This window comes from Nocardia sp. NPDC003999 (assembly GCF_053604885.1).
This window is the reverse complement of record NZ_JBSGIB010000009.1, coordinates 245,950-265,018: the sequence shown is the minus strand read 5'-3', so window position 1 is coordinate 265,018 and position 19,069 is coordinate 245,950. Positions and strand designations below refer to the sequence as shown.

Genomic DNA, 19,069 nt, shown 5'->3' with positions numbered 1-19,069 from the left:
GCGCACCCGGCCGGGTGCGCGCCTTTCGTCCGCACGGTCTACAGCAGCGTCTTGATGTCCGCCGCGGCTTCGGGACCGTAGGCCTGGCTGAGGCGCTCGAGCGCGGACTCCTTGGTCAGCGTCCACTCCTGGGTGCCCATGGTCTCCAGCACGAGCACGGCGATCAGCGAGCCCAGCTGCGCGGAACGCTCCAGGCTCAGCCCGGCGGTGTGCGCGGTGAGGAAGCCGGCGCGGAAGGCGTCACCGACGCCGGTCGGCTCGACCTTCTCGATCTCGGGCACGACGCCGACGGTCACGTCGGTGCCGTCGCGATCGACGATCCGCACGCCGTCCGCGCCCAGGGTGGTGACGCGGACGCCGACCTTCTGGGCGACCTCTTCCTCGGTCAGGCCGGTTTTCTGCAGCAGCAGGCCCCACTCGTACTTGTTCGTGAAAAGGTATGCGGCGCCGTCGATCAGCTGCACGGACTGGTCGCCGTCCAAGCGGGCCAGCTGCTGCGAGGGATCGGCGGCGAACGGGATCCCCAATTCGCGGCACTCGGCGGTGTGCCGCAGCATCGCCTCCGGGTCGTTGGCGCCGATCAGGACGAGGTCGAGGTCCCGCGTCTCGGCGAGTTCGGCGATGGAGATGTCGCGGGCCTCGCTCATCGCGCCGGGGTAGAACGACGCGAGCTGGGCCATGTCGTCGTCGGTGGTGCAGACGAAACGCGCGGTGTGCGCGCGGTCGGACACCAGCACGGTGGAGCAGTCGACCCCGTGCTTCTCCAACCAGGCGCGGTACTCGCCGAAGTCGGCGCCGACGGCTCCGATCAGCAGGGGCGTCCGATTGAGCAGGCCCATGGCATAGGCGATGTTGCCACCGACGCCTCCGCGACGGATCTGCAGATCGTCGACGAGGAAGCTCAGCGACACGTGGTCGAGCTGATCGGCCAGCAGTACGTCGGCGAACCGTCCGGGAAAACGCATGAGGTGGTCGGTCGCAATGGACGCGGAAACGGCGATGGACACGTGGCTGAGCCCCTTCAACGGTAGGCGGCAGGCGGTGCAGACCGGGACGCGAGTCCCGATCTCACCGTAGCTGATGCCGCCTCTCCGGGTCTTCAGGCCGTACTAGTTGAGCGGCACCGGATTTGCGTTCAGGTCTTGCGCAAGTGCCGCTCGGGTCCTGGGCGTTCCCGACGAGTTACCCATGTCCTTACGAGATCAGTTGTTCCGATCGAACGCGGCCGATCTCCGCGACCGCGCCGGGACGCTATTCCCTCAGTTGAAGGAGTCGCCGCAGGCGCAGGAGCCGGTGGCGTTCGGGTTGTCGATGGTGAAGCCCTGCTTCTCGATGGTGTCGACGAAGTCGATCGAGGCGCCCTGCACGTACGGCGCGCTCATCCGGTCGACGGCCAGCGTGACGCCACCGAAGTCGACGGTGAGGTCGCCGTCGAGCGAGCGGTCGTCGAAGAACAGCTGGTAACGCAGGCCGGCGCAACCACCCGGCTGCACCGCGATCCGCAGCGCCAGGTCGTCGCGGCCCTCCTGGTCGAGCAGGGCCTTCGCCTTCGTGGCGGCGGCGTCGGTCAGAGTCACACCGTGGGTGGCGGTCTCGTTCTGCACAGTCATGAACTCTCCTCGAGGAACCTGTGGTCGAACCCGTGGAACAGCGCACGGGTCGTGTCGGTAAACACCACTCGGCGGGCTGCTATTCCTCCATCTTGCCACCAGCCGGTCCGCGGTGACACGCAACCTCCGTGAGCCCGCACACTCCGGGCGAATCGGACCGCATTTCTCGCCGCGCCACCCATCGAATAGCCTGGTCGGTGTGAAATTGTTCCGTCGCGGCGAGTCCAGCACCACCGACGCGACCGCCGCATCGACGGTGGTCACGAACGGCGACTCGGCCGCAAGCAGCACCCGCGCGGCGGCCACGGCCACCGCGGGCAAGGGCCGTCCCACCCCGAAACGCCGTGACGCGCAAGGCAAGCGCCGCGGCCCGATAGCACCCGCTCCGCTCACCGCGAAGGAGGCCCGCGCCCGGCGCAAGGCCGCGCGGGGCACCAGAGCGGAGCGCAAGGCGGCGTCCGCGAAGCGGCGCGAGGCCGCCGCGGATCGACGGGAGCGCATGCTCGCGGGCGAGGACAAATACCTGCCGCCCCGCGACCAGGGCCCGGTCCGGGCCTTCGTCCGCGACATCGTCGACGCCCGGCGCAACCTGGTCGGCCTGTTCATGCCGATGGCGCTGGTGCTGATCTTCTCGATGTTCCTCGCGCCCGCGCTGCAGACCGTCGTCACCCTGGCCATGCTGGTGATGATGCTGTTCATGGGCATCGAGGGCGTCCTGCTCGGCCGCGTGGTGAACAACCGGGTCAGGGAGCGTTTCCCGGAGACCACCGACGGCGGCTACCGCCTCGGCTGGTACGCCTTCGTCCGCGCCTCGCAGATCCGCAAGATGCGCGCCCCGAAGCCGCGAGTAACCCCCGGCGAAGCTGTGTAGTTTTGCCAGCGCCTGCGGCGCTGGTTGGTCAGCGGTGGTGGGTGTTGCGGCCGAGCATCGCCGTCAGCTCGGAGTGCAGCCGCTGTACGTCGCGGTCGATCACTTGCGCGGATCCCGCGCGGTCGGTGCCGCGGGTGATGAGTGTGGCGAAAGCCACGATGACCGCCAGGGTGATGAGAAAAGTAACCATGGCAGTAATTTTGCGGTCAGTGATTTACCGCCGAAAGTGGCGGTACTGACATAGTTCGCAAAAATACGGCCACTAGACTGGGCGCATGCTGTCGAAGGTCGCCGTGGTGCTGTCCGAACGCATGGCCATGTTCGAATTCGGGGTCATCTGCGAGGTTTTCGGCCTCGACCGCACGGCCGACGGACTGCCCGCCTTCGATTTCCGGGTGTGCGGGGCCGAGCCGGGTGTCCCGCTGCACTCGACCAGCCCTGGCATCACAGTCACACCGGAGTACGGGCTGGAGGAACTGGCGGCGGCCGATCTGGTGGCCATTCCCGCCGCCGCGGCCGACCATGGATTCGATCCGCGGGTCGTCACGGCCATCCGCGACGCTGCTGCCGCCGGGGCGACCGTGCTCACCGTGTGTTCCGGAGCGTTCCTGGCCGGGGCGGCCGGGTTGCTCGACGGCCGCAAATGCACCACGCACTGGCGCTACGTGGAGAAACTCGCGGCCGAGTACCCCGAGGCAACTGTCGATCCGGACGTGCTGTTCGTCGACGAGGGTGACCTGATCACCAGCGCAGGCACCGCCGCGGGCATCGATGCCTGCCTGCACCTGGTGCGGCGCGAACTCGGCAGCGGCGTGGCCAACGCGATCGCGCGGCGGATGGTGGTCCCCCCGCAGCGCGACGGCGGGCAGCGCCAGTTCATCGAACGCCCCGTCGCGGCCTGCACCTCCGACAGCCTGATCCCCACCTTGGAGTGGATGAACGAACACCTCGACCTGCCGCACACGGTGGAAGACCTGGCCGCCCGCGCCAACATGTCCACCCGCACCTTCGCGCGCCGATTCGCCGCCGAGACCGGAACCACCCCCGTGAAATGGCTCACCAACCAGCGCGTGCTGCTGGCCAAGCAACTGCTCGAGGAAACCGACCTCGGACTGGAGCACATCGCCGACCGCTCCGGCTTCGGCTCCGGCGCCCTCCTGCGCCACCACTTCCAGCGCCTCGTCGGCATCGCCCCCACCGAGTACCGCCGCCGCTTCGGACGCAGCTCGGACACACCCGCCTGATCGCGGAACGGCGAGGGGACCCCGCGCCCGCTCGGCACGTCTCGCCGCAGGCCGCATTCCGAAGTTCGCCGGAGCACGGCACACGCCGGGCGGGCATCGGCAGTCACGCGGCAATCCGCCGTTCGATTGATACCGTGCACTCGTGTCGGAAAGTCCCTCGCCCGCGGCGCGCAGCATCCTCGTCCTGGGTGGCGCGCGGTCCGGGAAGTCGGCGTTCGCGGAGGATCTCGCGCTCCGGGCCGGCGGCCCGGTGCGCTATCTCGCGACCGCCGTGCCCGATCCCGCCGACCATGATTTCGCCGAGCGCATCGCCAAACATCGCGGCCGACGCCCGGCGGGCTGGTCGACCATCGAAAGCGCGGACCCGACAGCGATTCTCACCGCGTTCATGCCCACGCCGCCCGACGTGACCCTGATCGACGACATCGGCACCTGGCTGACGGCCCGCATCGACGCGCGCGAGGCTTGGGAGGCTCCGCGCGGCACGGTCTCCCCCGACACCGACGCACTGGTCGCGGCCGTCGCCGCCTACACCGGTGATCTCGTGATCGTCAGCCCGGAGGTAGGCATGGGCGTCATCCCGGCCACGCGTTCGGGCCGCCTCTTCCGCGACGAGATCGGCACCCTCAACCAGCGCTTGGCCCAGGTCTGCGACGAGGCCTTCTTGGTCGTAGCGGGCCTTCCCCTCCGTCTCAAGTAGCCCGCGCGACTACGAGCGACGACCGGCGGTGAACCGCGCTGATCGGTCGCACCGCCCACCGCCGGAGATCAGGTCACGAACCCACGGCGCGAAGGGGCAATGGCAAGATTGGGCGGCGTAGTCGGCGGAACCGCCATGACCGAAAGGCTCGATAGTGACGCACGGATTCGGACCGGTAGCGCCTCCGGACACACAGTTTCGTGCGGCGGCCGAGCAACGGCAGGCGCAGCTGACCAAACCCGCTGGCGCACTGGGCCGATTGGAGCAACTCGGCAATTGGGTGGCGGCCTGCCAGGGCACGTGCCCGCCGAAGCAGTTCGAGCGCGCCAGGGTCGTGGTCTTCGCCGGGGATCACGGCGTCGCGCGGCACGGGGTGTCGGCGTATCCGAGTGAGGTCACCGCGCAGATGGTCGCGAACTTCCTGGGTGGCGGCGCCGCGGTGAACGCGCTGGCGGCGGTGGCGGGCGCGACGGTTCGGGTGGCGGACATCTCCGTCGACGCCGACACCGATCCGCGGGTGTCCGAGCACAAGGTGCGCCGCTCCAGCGGGGCGATCGATCGCGAGGACGCGCTCACCGCCGAAGAGGTCCGAGCGGCGATCGAAGCAGGCCGTGCCATCGCCGACGAGGAGATCGACGCGGGCGCCGACCTGCTGATCGCGGGTGACATGGGCATCGGCAACACCACTCCGGCCACCGTGCTCGTCGCGAGCCTGACCGATACCGAGCCGGTCGCGGCGGTCGGCCGCGGCACCGGCGTCGACGACGCCGGATGGATCCGCAAGGTCGCCGCGATCCGCGACGCGATGCGCCGTGCCCGCCCGGTGGTGAAGGACCCGGTCGAACTTCTCCGCGTGGCCGCGGGCGCCGACTTCGCCGCGATGGCGGCGTTCCTCGCCCAGGCCGCCACCCGTCGTACGCCCGTCGTCCTGGACGGCGTCGTCGTCACGGCCGCGGCGATGGTCGCCGAGGATCTCGCCGCGGGCGCGAGCGCCTGGTGGCTGGCCGGTCACCGCTCCACCGAACCGGCACACGAACTCGCGCTGCGGCACCTGCGCCTGGATCCGCTGCTCGACCTGACCATGCGCCTCGGCGAAGGCTCCGGCGCCCTGACCGCCCTTCCGATCCTCCGCTCGGCGGTGGCCGCGCTCGCGGAGATGTCCACCTTCGCCGAAGCGGGCGTCAGCACGTCCGACGCCGAACCGGCGAGCGCCTCGCCGAACCTGCGCAAGTGAAGTCCGCCCTGCCGCGAGGCCGCCGCCTGCCTCCGACTCGGCGCGTCTGCCGTGACCTGGTTCCTGCGGGACAGTTCAGGGCTTCGAGCGGTGATCCGCAGGCGTCGGCAGTCCGCCCGCGGCACCCGGCCCCCAGGGAAGCGCCGCCCGTCCGCGGAGGACCGGCGTGAACGGGGTTCGGCTGGCGATCTCCTGGCTCACGGTGCTCCCGGTGCGCGGGCCGGATGCCGTGGACCGCGCGGCGGCGGGGCGGGCGATCCTGCTGGCGCCGCTGGTCGGCGCCCTGCTCGGGGCCGGGGCGGCGGGCCTGCTCTGGGCGCTGACCGAGGCCGGGGCGAGCGCCGCGCTGGCCGGGCTGCTGGTGGTCGGCGCGCTGGCGTTGATCACCAGGGGTATGCATCTCGACGGCCTGGCCGACACCTTGGACGGGCTCGGCAGCTATGGGCCGCCGGAGCGGGCAAGGCAGATCATGAAAAGCGGCGGGGCCGGACCATTCGGCGTCGCCGGGCTGGCGTTCGTCATCGGCATACAGGCGTTCTCGTTCGCGTCCTTGGCCGATTCGGGCCGGTGGTTCGCCGCCGCTCTCGCCGTGGTGACCGGCCGTGTCGCGGTGATCCTCGCTTGCCGGGGCGTCCCGGCCGCGCCGGGCACCGGGTTCGGTGTTCTGGTGGCAGGCACGCAATCGGCCGCCGCCGCGGTCATGTGGCCGGTGACCACGGCGGGTCTCGCCGTGTTCGCCGTGCCGGGCCGCCCGTGGCTCGGCCCGCTGGCCGTGACGCTCGGACTGGCCGCGTCGACGGTTCTGGTCCGGCACTGCGCGCGCCGTTTCGGCGGGCTCTCCGGTGACGTCCTCGGCGCCGCGATCGAGACCACGGTGGCCCTCACCGCGGCCGTGCTGTCCCTCACGATCCAGCCCGGCTGACCGTCTCCGGCGGGCCTTGGGGGCGAGAGTCTGGGTCACTGGAATTTTTCCGGCGGTGGCGCGCGGATCGTCTGGGTCGGGCAATAAGGTGGGCGGTATGTCTTCTGAGCGCCTGTACTTTCGCCAGCTGTTGTCGGGACGCGACTACGCCGTGGGCGATCCGATCGCGACGCAGATGCGCAACTTCGCGTATCTGATCGGCGATCGGGAAACGGGCGACTGCGTGGTGATCGATCCGGCCTACGCCGCGGGTGATCTGGTGGACATCGCCGAGGGCGACGGCCTGCGGCTGAGCGGGGTGCTCGCCACCCACCACCACCCCGATCACGTGGGCGGCACGATGCTCGGCTTCACCCTGCGCGGTGTGCGCGAGCTGCTCGAAAAGACAAGCGTCCCAGTGCATGTCAACGCCAAAGAACTGCCGTGGGTGGCCAACGTCACCGGGATCGCCGAGAGCGAGTTCACCGGCCACGAGCACGGCGACAAGGTCACCGTCGGAGCTTTCGACATCGAGTTACTACACACGCCCGGCCACACGCCGGGCAGTCAGTGCTTCCTGTTCGACAACCGCCTCATCGCGGGCGACACCCTGTTCGTCGACGGCTGTGGCCGCACCGATTTCCCCGGCGGCGATTCGGACGAAATGTTCCGCAGCCTGCGCTACCTGGCCGGACTCGCCGGCGACCCGGTCGTCTATCCGGGCCACTGGTACTCGCAGGAACCCAGCGCCGCTCTGTCCACTGTCCGGGACAAAAACTACGTCATGCGTCCGCAGACGCTGGAGCAGTGGCACATGCTGATGCCGGGCTGAGTCACATCCGCCGCATCCACCCGTGCTTGTCGGCGAAGGTGCCGCGCTGGATGCCGGTGAGGGTGTCGCGCAGGGCCATGGTGACCGCGCCGGGCTCGCCACCGCCGATGGTGAATTCGCCCTCACCGGAGCGAACCCAGCCGACCGGCGTGATCACCGCGGCGGTGCCGCACGCGAAAACCTCTGTGATCTCACCGGATTCGGCGCCCTTGCGCCATTCCTCGACCGAGATCTTGCGCTCCTCGACCGGGAAGCCGGAATCGGCGGCGAGGGTGAGCAGCGAGTCGCGGGTGATGCCGGGCAACAGCGAGCCGGACAGTTCCGGGGTGACCAGGCGCGCGTCGGAGCCGGAACCGAAGACGAAGAACAGGTTGTTGGTACCCATCTCCTCGACGTAGCGGCGCTCACACGCGTCCAGCCACACCACCTGGTCGCAGCCCTTGGCCGACGCCTCGGCCTGGGCCAGCAGCGAAGCCGCGTAGTTGCCGGCGACCTTCGCCTCGCCGGTGCCGCCCGGCGCGGCGCGCACGTATTCGGTGGACAGCCAGACCCGCACCGGCTTGACGCCACGCGGGAAGTACGCCCCCGCCGGGGAACCGAGCAGCAGGTACTTGTACGCCGCGGCGGGCTTCACGCCGAGTCCGGCCTCGGTCGCGAACATGAACGGCCGCAGGTACAGCGATTCCTCGCCGCCCGCCGCGGGCACCCACTCGCGGTCCACCTCGAGCAGTTGGCGCACCGACTCGATGAACAGCTCGTCGGGCAGCTCGGCCATCGCCATCCGGCGAGACGACCGGCGGAAACGCGCGGCGTTGGCGTCGATGCGGAAGCAGGAGACGCTGCCGTCACCGTGCCGGTAGGCCTTGAGTCCCTCGAAGATGGCCTGGCCGTAGTGGAACACCATGGTGGCGGGGTCCAGCGCCAGCGGCCCGTACGGCTCCACCCGCGCGTTCGTCCACGTGCCACCGACGTAATCGATCGAGACCATGTGATCGGTGAAGTACCGCCCGAACCCCGGCTCCGCCAGTACCTCCTGTCGCCGCTGCGCCGGAAGCGGCGCGGGGTGCGGAATACGGGTGAACTGTGCGGCAGCGGTCATGGCGACGATCCTATCCGGCCCGATTCCGGCCATTTCGCCTTGGTCCACACCCCTCAGCGCAGCGCCGCCCGCAGCCGATCGCCCATGCGTCCGGGAGAAGGACGGGTCACTTGGTGCTGGTCCGCACGAACGGCGGGCGCACGATTTCGCAGCGCACGCGGCGGCCGCGCACGTCGACCTCGACCTCGGCGCCGGGTTGGATGTCCGCCGCGGTGTCGAGCAATGCCAGCGCGATGCCGACCTTGAGGGTGGGCGAGAAGGTGCCGGAAGTGGTTTCGCCGACGGGCTCGCCATCACGCAGCACGGTCTGCCCTTGCCGGAGCACACCCCGGTCGAGTGCTTTCAGCCCCAGCAGGATTCGACGCGGACCGGCCGACTTCTCCTGTTCCAGAGCGGCCTTCCCCCAGAACTCCGGCTTCTGCCAGCCGACCGCCCACCCGCAGCGCGCCTGCACCGGGGAGATGTCCAGGGAGAGTTCGTGCCCGTGCAGCGGATAGCCCATCTCCGTACGCAGGGTGTCGCGGGCCCCGAGCCCGGCCACCTGGCCCGCGGCGGCGCGCACCCGCTCGACCAAGGCGCGGAACAGCGATTCGGCGTCGGCCCAGCGCGGCAGCAATTCGTAGCCGTGCTCGCCGGTGTATCCGGTGCGGCAGACCCGGACGGGACGGCCGTCCCACTCGGCGTCGGCGTAGGCCATGTACTCGAGGTCGGTGGGCAGCCCGAGCGCGCTCAGCACCTCGCCGGAGCGCGGGCCCTGCACGGCGAACACGGCGTAGTCGCGATGCTCGTCGGTCACCGTGACGCCCTCGGGCGCGACCTTGCTCAGTTCCGCGACGACCGCCGCGGTGTTGGCGGCGTTCGGCACCAGGAAGATCTCCTCGTCGCCGACGTAGTAGGCGATCAGGTCGTCGATCACTCCGCCGTCCGGGGCGCAGCACAGTGTGTACTGCGCCTTGCCCGCCCGGATCCGGCCGAGATCGTTGGTCAGGGCCGAGTTCACGAACGCCGCGGCGCCCTGGCCGCGCACCGTCGCCTTGCCGAGATGGCTGACGTCGAACAGCCCCACCGTCGTGCGAACCGCCTGGTGCTCGGTCACCGTGCCCGCATAGGACACCGGCATCTCCCAGCCGCCGAACGGCGCGAAGGTCGCCCCCAGCTCGACGTGCACGGCGTGGATGGGTCCTTGCAGCAGGTTCGTCTCGGTCACCAGCCGAGCTTATCCGGGACCAGGGCGTCCGACGCTCGCACGCACTGAGGCCGGAACCACATCGGGATGAGCGTCGGGCCGTTCTGCGGCAAAGTGTGCGTCGTTCCGGTCGGCGCGAATCCGCAGCGGCTGTAGAGCCGGGCGGATCGTTCGGTGCTGGCTTCCAGGAACGCCGGGACGTCCGCTTGGGATGCCGCCTTCAACCGATCGGCGAGAATCGCCGCACCGGCCCCCTTTCCGCGATGCTCCGGCACCGTGACGATCACCTGCAGGTACCGATGCGGGAACTCCCGGGGGTGTTCGCGGGCGAGCAGGTCGGTGACGATCACCAGCCGCTGCGCCACGCGCAGATCGGGAGCCTGCTCGAGCATGGTCCGCGCCTCGGCGGCTTCGTCGGCGAATCGTTCGACCGAGGTGACGTGCTGCCAGATCGACATCGACCAGATCTCCTCGCCCGCGCCCGCGACCCAGATCTCGTCGTCGCGCAACGCTCGATCGACCAGACCGGGCACGAACGCGGTACGGAAACCCGTGTCGGGCTGTCCTTCGAGCACCCACGCGGTCACCACCTCGTCCGCGCTGGCGATGCCGAACGCCTCGATCAGCGCGTCACGGTCCTGGACACCCGCCTGGCGAGCGGTGATCTCCATCCGCCTCCCCTTTCCCTGCGAACACCGTATTCACGCATGAATCTAGGCAGGTCGAAGCCGTATCACTACCATTTCGTCACACCTGTTCGTGTGTCGAAACGGAATCCGGATGACCTGCGCTATCTGCCACGGCGACCTCGCCCAGCCCAGCCGGGGCCGACGGCGCAAGTACTGCTCGCGCTCCTGCCAGGCCCGCGCCTATCGCGCCCGCCGCGCGGCGATTCCGGTGCGCCGCCCCACCCGTCCGGCGCGGCTCACCACCGTCGGCATCGCACGCGCGGCGGTGGAGCTGGCCGACCGCGACGGGCTCGACGGTCTCACCATGCGCCGCCTGGCCGGCGCGCTCGGCGTCGCGACCGCCACCCTCTACCGCCACTTCCCCGACCGCGAAGCGCTCCTGGCGAGCATGGCGGAGCTGGCGCTCGACGAGATCCCGCCGCCCGGGACGGAGTGCGGCGGCTGGCGTCCCCGGCTACGGCACGAAGCGCGCGAGGAGTGGCGCCTCTACCGCAGGCATCCGTGGATGCTGCCGCTGCTGGCGCGCGTCCGTCCGCCGCTGGGCCCGGCGCTGCTGGACGTCCTGGAGCGCAACTTCGCCGCCCTCGACCATCCCGGCCTGACCCGGCAGACCGGATTCGCGATCTACCTCGCACTGTCGGGCCTGGTCCAAGGGCTCGCGCTGTTGTGGAGTTCCGAGCGCGCCGACCGCCTCGGCGATCCGCGCGACGCCGCCGAGACGGCCGCGCCACGCGAACTCGCCGAACTGCTCGACCCGGCGCTGCGTCCCGTCCTGCACCGTTACTTCACCGGCCTCGACTCCACCTTCGAGATGGACTTCGACGACCTGCTCGCGACCTCGGTGGAACTCCTGCTCGACGGCGTCGCGGTGCGCCATCCGGAACGAAGCGAATAGCCTGTGCCAATGACCGCTGTTGCAGATCGCTCGCTCGGACCGGAACTGGCACGCACCGAGACCATCGGCGCGGACACCGATGTGCTCGTCATCGGGTTGACCTCCTCGGAGGACGGTCCCGCCATCGTGCCCGAGGACCTGTTCGGCGACGTGCTCACCGCCGACGTGCGCACGGAACTGCTCGATCAGCTCGGCGTGGTGGGCGCCAAGGGCAAAGCCGAGGAGCTGACCCGCATCCCGGCGCCGGTCGGGCTGGACGGCGTGAGCAGCGTCCTGGCCGTCGGCCTCGGCTCCGCCGAGAAGCTCGACGCCGAGCAGATCCGCCGTTCGGCGGGTGTGGCCGCCCGCTCGCTGTCCGGCACCGAACTGGTGGTGACCACGCTGTCCGGGCTGGATATCGGCGCCGCCGCCGAGGGCTTCTACCTGGGCGCCTACTCGTTCACGCCGTTCCGCTCGGACAAGTCGGCGCCCAAGCCGGACGAGCGGCCGGTGGCCCGCGTCGAGTTGCTCGTGCCCGAGCCGGGATTCGGCGAAGAAGCCTTGTTCCGTGCGCAGGTCACCGCCGAGGCCGTCGCCACCGCACGGGATTTCGTGAACACCCCGCCCAGCCACCTGTTCCCGGCCGAGTTCGCGTCGCGTGCTCAGGAACTCGCCGAGGCCGCGGGCCTCACCGTGGAGGTGCTCGATGAGAAAGCGCTGGAAGCGGGCGGTTACGGCGGCGTGCTCGGCGTGGGCAAGGGTTCCTCGCGCCCGCCGCGCCTGATCCGGATCACCTACGCGGGCGGCCCGAAGAAGGTCGCCCTGGTCGGCAAGGGCATCACCTTCGACACCGGCGGCATCTCCATCAAGCCCGCGCAGAACATGGAGAACATGACCTCCGACATGGCGGGCGCCGCCGCCGTGATCGCCACGACGCTGCTGGCCGCGCGGCTGAGCCTGCCCATCACCGTCACCGCGACCGTGCCGATGGCGGAGAACATGCCGTCGGCCACCGCGCAGCGCCCCGGCGACGTGCTCACCCAGTACGGCGGCATCACCGTCGAGGTGCTCAACACCGACGCCGAGGGCCGGTTGATCCTCGCCGACGCGATCGTGCGCGCGAGCGAGGACGACCCGGAGTACCTGATCGACGTGGCCACCCTGACCGGGGCGCAGATGGTCGCGCTCGGCACCCGCACGCCCGGCGTGATGGGCACCGACGACTTCCGCGACCGGGTCGCCCGCATCTCCCGCGAGGTCGGGGAGAACGGCTGGGCCATGCCGCTTCCCGCCGAACTGCGCGGCGACCTGAACTCCAAGATCGCCGACCTGGCCAATGTCGCGCCGCACCGCTGGGGCGGCATGCTCTCGGCCGGGCTGTTCCTCAAGGAGTTCGTCCCGGAGAACGTGCAGTGGGCCCACCTCGACGTGGCGGGCCCGGCCTATAACACCGGCGGTCCGTTCGGCTACATCGGCAAGGGCGGCACCGGCGTCCCCGTTCGCACGCTGATCGCCGTGCTCCAGGACATCGCCGGGGAGTGAGCGCGACGCGCGTCGTCCGGGACGACTCCCGGACGACGCGCACAGGCCACCCCGCCCGACCGCATCACGTGTTCCATGCTCCTGGCCGGACTCCGGACCGACATTCCGGCGCGGCCGGCTCGCGTCACTGACGGCAAGCGAGACGGCTCCCCGGCACCCCCACGGGTCCGGCGGGAATCGGGCGCAACGGACAATCCGACGGCTCAGAGGTCGTACAGATCCCGCTCCATCTCGCGCTGCCGCTCCACCCGCTTACGCGCGTCGTAGTCGCGCATGCGTTGCGGATACCCGGTCTTGCGGACGTCGTAGACGGGGATGTGCAAATCCTTGGCAAGCCGTTGCGCCCCGCGCTCGCCGACGATCCGGCGTGTCCATTCACCATCCGCGGCAATAAGGACGACTGTGACATCTGTCACCGTGGTCTTCGGTTCGATGTAGCCCTCGACGCCCACGTGCGTGCGCACCCAATCGGCCAGATAACGAGCGTCCGGCCCGGACACCGAACCCCCACGTGAAGTGCCGCCACCCCAGGCGGCGCCGCCGCGGAAACGATCCAGCAAACCCAACGACGCCGACCTCCTTTCCTGCACCGGAGAATGTTCACCGCCGGTCTTCCCATACTGCCAGCTCCGCGCAGTACGCCGCCCTGTGCTACATCGCTTGCGCGCGAGTGCAAGGATGGACCGCGGTACAAGAACCACACGGATCTCCGGTGCCACGCACAATGATCGGTGGCTTCCGGACTCCCGTCGCGACCCGCGCCGGGCGTCCGCAGTGAGATCAACTGTTGTAGAACCCCGTCGAGCAGTCAGAGGAGTCAACGGACATGGCCTTCTCCGTCCAGATGCCCGCTCTTGGTGAGAGCGTCACCGAGGGAACGGTGACCAGGTGGCTGAAGCAGGAAGGAGACACGGTCGAGGTCGACGAGCCGCTGCTCGAAGTCTCCACCGACAAGGTCGACACCGAAATCCCGTCCCCCGCGGCGGGTGTGCTGTCGAAGATCGTCGCGAACGAAGACGACGTGGTCGAGGTCGGCGGCGAGCTCGGCGTGATCAGCGAGCCCGGTGAGGCGGCTTCTTCCGCTCCCGCGCCCGCTCCCGAAGCCGCAGCGCCCGCGCAGGAGACCCCGGTCCCTTCGGAGGAAGCGCCTGCCGCCGAGCCCCAGCCCGCTCCCGCCGAGCAGCCCGCGCCCGCCGCCCAGGCCGCTCCCGCGTCGTCGGGTGACGGCACGCCGGTGAAGATGCCGGAACTCGGCGAATCGGTCACCGAGGGCACCGTCACCCGCTGGCTGAAGGCGGTCGGTGACGAGGTCGCCGTCGACGAGCCGTTGCTCGAGGTCTCCACCGACAAGGTCGACACCGAGATCCCCTCGCCCGTCGCGGGCACCCTGCTGGAGATCTCCGCCCAGGAAGACGACATCGTGGCCGTCGGTGGGCAGCTCGGCGTCATCGGCAGCGGAGCACCGGCGGCCGCCGCCCCGGCTCCCGCGCCCGCCCCGGCACCTGCTCCGGCACCTGCTCCGAAGCCCGAACCGGCCCCGAAGCCCGAACCGGCCCCGGTCGCCGCCGCCCCGGCTCCCGCGCCCGCCCAGGCTCCGGCTCCGGCTCCGGCTCCCAAGCCCGAACCGGCTCCCGCGCCCGCCGCCGCGGCGGCCGCCGAATCCTCCAACGGCGCAACCCCGTACGTCACTCCGCTGGTCCGCAAGCTGGCCGACGAGCACAACGTCGACCTCGCCGCGATCACCGGTTCCGGTGTCGGGGGCCGCATTCGCAAGCAGGATGTGCTCGCCGCCGCCGAGGCCAAGAAGGCTCCTGCTCCGGCGGCTGCTCCCGCCGCGGCCGCGCCCGCCGCACAGGCGCCCGCCGCGCCCGCCGCCGCCCGTTCCCAGCTGGCCCACCTGGTCGGCACGGTGCAGAAGGCCAACCGCATCCGCCAGATCACCGCGACCAAGACCCGCGAGTCGCTGCAGACCACCGCGCAGCTGACCCAGGTGCACGAGGCCGACGTCACCAAGATCGCGGCGCTGCGCAATCAGGCCAAGGCGGCGTTCAAGGAGCGCGAAGGCGTCAACCTGACGTTCCTGCCCTTCTTCGCCAAGGCCGTGGTCGAGGCGCTGGGCGTGCACCCGAACGTCAACGCCAGCTACGACGAGTCCAGCAAGGAGATCACCTACCACGCCTCGGTGCACCTCGGCATCGCCGTCGACACCGAGCAGGGCCTGCTGTCCCCGGTGATCCACAACGCCAGCGACCTGTCGCTGGCCGGGCTGGCGCGGGCCATCGCCGACATCGCCAACCGGGCCCGCAACGGCGGACTCAAGCCCGACGAGCTGGCCGGCGGCACCTTCACCATCACCAACATCGGCAGCCAGGGCGCGCTGTTCGACACCCCGATCCTGGTTCCGCCGCAGGCGGCCATGCTGGGCACGGGCGCGATCGTCAAGCGTCCGGTCGTCGTGACCGACGAGACCGGCAACGAGTCCATCGGCGTCCGCTCGATGTGCTACCTGCCGCTCACCTACGACCACCGCCTGATCGACGGCGCCGACGCCGGGCGCTTCCTGACCACGATCCGTCACCGGCTCGAGGAAGCGGCGTTCGAGGCCGATCTCGGCCTGTGAGGAAGGTCCCGCGGCACGTATGAAGGTCGTGATCGCCGGCTCGTCCGGGTTGATCGGGACGGCGCTCGTCGCGGCTCTGCGCCGCGACGGGCACGAGGTCGCCAGGCTGGTGCGCAGGAAAACCGCGGGTCCGGACGAATTCGCCTGGAACCCGGCCCGCGCCCACCTGGACGAGCGGGCGCTTCGCGGCGCCGACGCCGTGGTCAACCTGTGCGGCGCGGGCGTGGGACGGCGCCGCTGGAACGGCAGTTTCAAACAAGAGCTGCGGGACAGCCGGATCACGCCCACCGACGTGCTGGCCGGGGCGGTGGCCGACGCGGGTGTCCCCGTGCTGCTCAACGCCAGCGGCGTGCACTACTACGGCGGCGCGACCGGCGATCGGGTGGTGGACGAGTCATCGCCCGCCGGTTCCGGATTCCTGGCCGCGCTGTGCCGTGACTGGGAGAAGGCGACCGAACCCGCCACGGCGGCCGGGGTGCGCACCGTGCTGTTGCGCAGCGCCGTGGTGCTGTCCCGGGCCGGTGGCCTGCTCGGCATGCTGCATCCGCTGTACGCGGTCGGCTTGGGCGGGCGGCTGGGCAACGGTCGCCAGTACACGCCGTGGATCTCGATGGCCGACGAGATCGGCGCGATCGTCTTCGCGCTCACCCATGACACGATGTCCGGTCCGATCAACGTGGTCGGTCCCGCACCGGTCACCAACGCCGAGTTCAGCCGCGCGCTGGGCCGGGCGCTGCATCGCCCGACTCCGCTCGTCATCCCGGCATTCGCGCTGCACGCGCTGGTCGGCGAGATGGCGCGGGAGGCGATCCTGCACGGCCCGAGGGCCATTCCCACCGCGCTCGAGGAAGCGGGCTACCAGTTCCACCATCCCACCATCGGCGCCGCGCTCGCGGCCGCGGTGGGACGACCCGGAGATGTTCGATGACCGACCGACTCGACACCAGGCCCGCCACCGTCATCCGCGACGCCACCACCGACGATCTTCCGGCGATCCTCGACATCCACAACGCGAATATCGCCACGTCCACCGCGATCTGGGACACCGAGCGCGTCGGCTTGGACGAACGGCTCGGCTGGTTCCAGGCCCGCACCGGCGCGAGCCTGCCCGTGCTGGTCGCCGAGATCGGCGGGGAGCTGGCCGGTTACGCGAGCTACGGGCCTTGGCGAGCCAAATCGGGATACCGCTACACGGTCGAGAACTCCGTGTACGTCGACGAACGCTTCCAGCGTCGCGGCATCGCCACCGCCCTGCTCACCGAGTTGATCGACCGTGCGCGCCGCGCGGGCGCCGTGCACGCCATGATCGCCGCCATCGAATCCTCCAACACCGGTTCGATCGTGCTGCACGAACGCTTCGGCTTCCGCACCGTCGGCGTGCTACCCGAGGTGGGCCACAAATTCGGCCGCTGGATGGATCTGACCCTCATGCAGCTGACCTTGCCGGTCGAGGTCGACTGACCCGCATCTTCGCACCTCACCTGCCGAATCTCGCGCGGAGTACCAGTTGTTCGCGCGGCAATGCGCTCGTCTACGCAGGCAGCCGGGCCGTAGTCGAGCCTCGGCGTCGCTGCGAGCGTGTCCGTCAGATACTGCGGTCTCGGCACCTGCCCGCGAGACCCCATCGCATGGACCTGGCGACAGCCTCCAGGATGCGAGATCGCCTGTCTGAGATCAGGCCGAACAAGGACCGGGAACCTTCTCCGGTCAGCGTAAGGGCAACCCTCCAGCTCTCCACCTGGCAACCCCGCCACGACTGTGGGGGTTCCCACATCCAGGTGCTGGAACCGGCCGTCCCCGTGGGCGTACCGTCGTCGCTGTGATCAACCCGCGCACCACCCGGTCCGCCCGATTCGATACGACCCCGATCGTGGTCGAGGATCTCGGACTCATCGACTATCACGCCGCCTGGGACCTGCAACGCGGCATCGCCGAGCAGCGCGCCGACAGCAACGGATCCGATCATCTGCTGCTGCTCGAACATCCGTCGGTGTACACCGCGGGCCGCCGCACCGAGGCCGACGACCTGCCCATCGACGGCAGTCCGGTGGTGCAGGTCGACCGCGGTGGCAAGATCACCTGGCACGGTCCGGGCCAACTGGTCGGCTACCCCATCGTGCGGCTCGCCGAGCCGGTCGACGTCGTCGACTACGTGCGCCGCCTCGAGGAGGCGTTGATCACCGTGTGCACCGGCCTCGGTCTGGTCTGTGGCCGCGTCGAGGGCCGCTCGGGCGTCTGGCTGCCCGCCACCGAGTTGTACGCCGAACGCAAGATCGCCGCGATCGGGGTGCGCGTGCAGCGCGGCGTGGCCCTGCACGGCGTCTCGTTCAACTGCAACGCCGCCATGGACGGGTTCCAGGCCATCGTCCCCTGCGGCATCCGCGACGCGGGCGTCACCACGTTGACCCGCGAACTCGGTCGAGAAGTGACCGTCGCCGAGATCAAGCCGCTGGTGGCCGACGCCATCATCCGCGCGCTCGACGGCGACCTGCCGGTCGGCGAGCACGATATCTCCCGCGTCACTCCTGGTGACACCACCCCCGCGTACCACGAACGCGACGGCGTAAGGTCGATCAAGTGACCTCAGTCGATACCCCGACACCACACAACGCGTCCGCACCCAACGGCCGCAAGCTCTTGCGCATCGAAGCCCGCAACGCGGAAACCCCCATCGAGCGCAAACCCAAGTGGATTCGCACCCGCGCCACCATGGGGCCCGAGTACTCCGAACTCAAGGGTTTGGTGAAGCGCGAAGGCCTGCACACTGTTTGCGAGGAAGCGGGCTGCCCCAACATCTTCGAATGCTGGGAAGACCGCGAGGCCACCTTCCTGATCGGCGGCGAACAGTGCACGCGCCGTTGCGATTTCTGCCAGATCGACACCGGCAAGCCCGCCGCCCTGGATCGCGACGAGCCCCGCCGCGTCGCCGAAAGCGTCCAGGCCATGGGCTTGCGCTACTCGACCATCACCGGCGTCGCCCGCGACGACCTGGAAGACGGCGGCGCCTGGCTCTACGCCGAAACCGTCCGCGCCATCAAGCGTCTGAATCCGCACACGGGCGTGGAACTGCTGATCCCCGACTTCAACGCGAACCCCGACCAGCTCGCCGAGGTCTTCTCCGCGCGCCCGGAAGTGCTGGCGCACAACCTCGAAACGGTTCCGCGCATCTTCAAGCGCATCCGCCCGGCCTTCCGTTACGAGCGCTCCCTCGCGGTCCTGACCGCCGCCCGCGAAGCCGGTCTGGTCACCAAGTCGAATCTCATCCTCGGCATGGGCGAAACCCCCGAGGAAGTCACCCAGGCCATGCGCGACCTGCACGAGGCAGGCTGCGACATCCTCACCATCACCCAGTACCTGCGCCCCTCCCCCCGCCACCACCCTGTGGACCGCTGGGTGAAGCCGGAGGAATTCGTCGAGCACTCCGAGGCGGCCGAGGAAATCGGCTTCGCGGGCGTCATGGCGGGCCCCCTGGTCCGCTCCTCCTACCGGGCCGGGCGGCTCTACGCCCAGGCGATGGCCCACCATGGCCGCGAGATCGCCCCGGAAATGGCGCACCTCGCCGAAGAAGGCACCGCCTCCCAGGAGGCCAGCTCGGTGCTGGCCCGCTTCGGCAACTGACCGATTCTGGCAATTTTGTCTCACGCACGTCTTAGCCGTACGCGCGGGT

The 19,069-nt window shown here is 70.0% G+C and carries 20 protein-coding genes; 13 read left to right on the top strand and 7 right to left on the bottom strand.

The annotated features are described in order from the left end of the window. Positions 1–38 precede the first annotated feature (38 nt). Entirely contained in the window at positions 39–1,007 is a 969-nt protein-coding gene (locus ACWESM_RS20230; RefSeq protein WP_355072915.1) for a carbohydrate kinase family protein, read from the bottom strand. Between the two features lie 252 nt (positions 1,008–1,259). Continuing rightward, entirely contained in the window at positions 1,260–1,610 is a 351-nt protein-coding gene (locus tag ACWESM_RS20225; protein ID WP_355072914.1) for a HesB/IscA family protein, read from the bottom strand. A gap of 256 nt (positions 1,611–1,866) precedes the next feature. Here ACWESM_RS20225 and ACWESM_RS20220 point away from each other — a divergent pair, with 256 nt between their 5' ends. After that, positions 1,867–2,481, top strand: a complete 615-nt coding sequence (locus tag ACWESM_RS20220; protein WP_355072997.1) for a DUF3043 domain-containing protein — start codon at positions 1,867–1,869, stop codon at positions 2,479–2,481. Positions 2,482–2,509: 28 nt separating this feature from the next. Here ACWESM_RS20220 and ACWESM_RS20215 read toward each other — a convergent pair whose 3' ends face one another. Next, entirely contained in the window at positions 2,510–2,671 is a 162-nt protein-coding gene (locus ACWESM_RS20215; RefSeq protein WP_355072912.1) for a hypothetical protein, read from the bottom strand. Between the two features lie 85 nt (positions 2,672–2,756). Here ACWESM_RS20215 and ACWESM_RS20210 point away from each other — a divergent pair, with 85 nt between their 5' ends. From ACWESM_RS20210 to ACWESM_RS20190, 5 genes are all read left to right on the top strand, one after another. Further along, a complete protein-coding gene (locus ACWESM_RS20210) occupies positions 2,757–3,725 on the top strand; it encodes a helix-turn-helix domain-containing protein (RefSeq protein ID WP_355072910.1) in 969 nt (322 codons plus the stop codon). A 142-nt stretch (positions 3,726–3,867) separates the two neighbouring features. Next, positions 3,868–4,425, top strand: coding sequence for a bifunctional adenosylcobinamide kinase/adenosylcobinamide-phosphate guanylyltransferase (gene cobU / locus ACWESM_RS20205; protein WP_452493057.1), 558 nt, complete (start codon positions 3,868–3,870; stop codon positions 4,423–4,425). 154 nt (positions 4,426–4,579) lie between these two features. Then, positions 4,580–5,659 (top strand): nicotinate-nucleotide--dimethylbenzimidazole phosphoribosyltransferase, encoded by a 1,080-nt coding sequence (gene cobT, locus ACWESM_RS20200; RefSeq protein WP_452493055.1) that lies wholly within the window; start codon positions 4,580–4,582, stop codon positions 5,657–5,659. 166 nt (positions 5,660–5,825) lie between these two features. Continuing rightward, a complete protein-coding gene (locus ACWESM_RS20195; RefSeq protein WP_397281614.1) occupies positions 5,826–6,581 on the top strand; it encodes an adenosylcobinamide-GDP ribazoletransferase in 756 nt (251 codons plus the stop codon). 97 nt (positions 6,582–6,678) lie between these two features. Further along, positions 6,679–7,392, top strand: a complete 714-nt coding sequence (locus ACWESM_RS20190) for an MBL fold metallo-hydrolase (RefSeq protein ID WP_355072903.1) — start codon at positions 6,679–6,681, stop codon at positions 7,390–7,392. A gap of 1 nt (position 7,393) precedes the next feature. Here the strand turns inward: ACWESM_RS20190 and ACWESM_RS20185 are convergent, their stop codons facing one another. The 3 genes from ACWESM_RS20185 to ACWESM_RS20175 all read right to left on the bottom strand — a co-directional run bounded on the left by ACWESM_RS20185 (position 7,394) and on the right by ACWESM_RS20175 (position 10,348). Beyond that, positions 7,394–8,491, bottom strand: a complete 1,098-nt coding sequence (locus ACWESM_RS20185; RefSeq protein ID WP_355072901.1) for a branched-chain amino acid aminotransferase — start codon at positions 8,489–8,491, stop codon at positions 7,394–7,396. 106 nt (positions 8,492–8,597) lie between these two features. Further along, positions 8,598–9,698, bottom strand: a complete 1,101-nt coding sequence (gene gcvT / locus ACWESM_RS20180; protein WP_397281612.1) for a glycine cleavage system aminomethyltransferase GcvT — start codon at positions 9,696–9,698, stop codon at positions 8,598–8,600. Continuing rightward, on the bottom strand, positions 9,695–10,348 hold the full coding sequence (locus ACWESM_RS20175; RefSeq protein ID WP_364427888.1) for a GNAT family N-acetyltransferase: 654 nt from the start codon (positions 10,346–10,348) through the stop codon (positions 9,695–9,697). Before ACWESM_RS20175 ends, gcvT begins: the two co-directional genes overlap by 4 nt. 109 nt (positions 10,349–10,457) lie before the next feature. Between ACWESM_RS20175 and ACWESM_RS20170 the strand changes: the two genes are divergently transcribed. After that, positions 10,458–11,261 carry a TetR/AcrR family transcriptional regulator gene (locus ACWESM_RS20170; RefSeq protein WP_364427885.1) on the top strand — a complete coding sequence of 268 codons (804 nt, stop codon included), beginning with the start codon at positions 10,458–10,460 and terminating at the stop codon, positions 11,259–11,261. Positions 11,262–11,270: 9 nt separating this feature from the next. Continuing rightward, positions 11,271–12,782: a leucyl aminopeptidase gene (locus ACWESM_RS20165; protein ID WP_364427882.1), complete on the top strand. Its 1,512-nt coding sequence runs from the start codon at positions 11,271–11,273 to the stop codon at positions 12,780–12,782. Between the two features lie 203 nt (positions 12,783–12,985). On the opposite strand, the gene ACWESM_RS20160 is transcribed toward ACWESM_RS20165, so the two are convergent. Then, complete coding sequence (locus tag ACWESM_RS20160) at positions 12,986–13,348, bottom strand: oxidoreductase (RefSeq protein WP_412806193.1); 363 nt, start codon at positions 13,346–13,348, stop codon at positions 12,986–12,988. Positions 13,349–13,608: 260 nt separating this feature from the next. On the opposite strand from ACWESM_RS20160, the gene sucB reads away from it, so the two are divergent. From sucB to lipA, 5 genes are all read left to right on the top strand, one after another. After that, on the top strand, positions 13,609–15,402 hold the full coding sequence (sucB, locus tag ACWESM_RS20155) for a 2-oxoglutarate dehydrogenase, E2 component, dihydrolipoamide succinyltransferase (RefSeq protein ID WP_364427879.1): 1,794 nt from the start codon (positions 13,609–13,611) through the stop codon (positions 15,400–15,402). 19 nt (positions 15,403–15,421) lie between these two features. After that, the gene (locus ACWESM_RS20150; RefSeq protein WP_355072890.1) at positions 15,422–16,330 is read left to right on the top strand and encodes a TIGR01777 family oxidoreductase; all 909 of its coding nucleotides are present in this window, start codon (positions 15,422–15,424) and stop codon (positions 16,328–16,330) included. After that, the gene (locus tag ACWESM_RS20145; RefSeq protein WP_355072888.1) at positions 16,327–16,863 is read left to right on the top strand and encodes a GNAT family N-acetyltransferase; all 537 of its coding nucleotides are present in this window, start codon (positions 16,327–16,329) and stop codon (positions 16,861–16,863) included. The genes ACWESM_RS20150 and ACWESM_RS20145 overlap by 4 nt, the downstream gene beginning before the upstream one ends. A 358-nt stretch (positions 16,864–17,221) precedes the next feature. Then, positions 17,222–17,983 carry a lipoyl(octanoyl) transferase LipB gene (lipB, locus tag ACWESM_RS20140; RefSeq protein ID WP_452493051.1) on the top strand — a complete coding sequence of 254 codons (762 nt, stop codon included), beginning with the start codon at positions 17,222–17,224 and terminating at the stop codon, positions 17,981–17,983. After that, positions 17,980–19,020 carry a lipoyl synthase gene (gene lipA, locus ACWESM_RS20135; protein WP_355072885.1) on the top strand — a complete coding sequence of 347 codons (1,041 nt, stop codon included), beginning with the start codon at positions 17,980–17,982 and terminating at the stop codon, positions 19,018–19,020. Before lipB ends, lipA begins: the two co-directional genes overlap by 4 nt. Positions 19,021–19,069: the final 49 nt, after the last annotated feature.

Excerpts from the sequence above, each read along its gene's own strand:
- ACWESM_RS20225 (WP_355072914.1), bottom strand. The coding sequence starts at position 1,610 with ATGACTGTGCAGAACGAGACCGCCACCCACGGTGTGACTCTGACCGAC.
- ACWESM_RS20215 (WP_355072912.1), bottom strand. The coding sequence starts at position 2,671 with ATGGTTACTTTTCTCATCACCCTGGCGGTCATCGTGGCTTTCGCCACA.
- ACWESM_RS20210 (WP_355072910.1), top strand. The coding sequence starts at position 2,757 with ATGCTGTCGAAGGTCGCCGTGGTGCTGTCCGAACGCATGGCCATGTTC.
- ACWESM_RS20190 (WP_355072903.1), top strand. The coding sequence starts at position 6,679 with ATGTCTTCTGAGCGCCTGTACTTTCGCCAGCTGTTGTCGGGACGCGAC.
- ACWESM_RS20185 (WP_355072901.1), bottom strand. The coding sequence starts at position 8,491 with ATGACCGCTGCCGCACAGTTCACCCGTATTCCGCACCCCGCGCCGCTT.
- ACWESM_RS20175 (WP_364427888.1), bottom strand. The coding sequence starts at position 10,348 with ATGGAGATCACCGCTCGCCAGGCGGGTGTCCAGGACCGTGACGCGCTG.
- ACWESM_RS20170 (WP_364427885.1), top strand. The coding sequence starts at position 10,458 with ATGACCTGCGCTATCTGCCACGGCGACCTCGCCCAGCCCAGCCGGGGC.
- ACWESM_RS20165 (WP_364427882.1), top strand. The coding sequence starts at position 11,271 with ATGACCGCTGTTGCAGATCGCTCGCTCGGACCGGAACTGGCACGCACC.
- sucB (WP_364427879.1), top strand. The coding sequence starts at position 13,609 with ATGGCCTTCTCCGTCCAGATGCCCGCTCTTGGTGAGAGCGTCACCGAG.
- ACWESM_RS20150 (WP_355072890.1), top strand. The coding sequence starts at position 15,422 with ATGAAGGTCGTGATCGCCGGCTCGTCCGGGTTGATCGGGACGGCGCTC.
- ACWESM_RS20145 (WP_355072888.1), top strand. The coding sequence starts at position 16,327 with ATGACCGACCGACTCGACACCAGGCCCGCCACCGTCATCCGCGACGCC.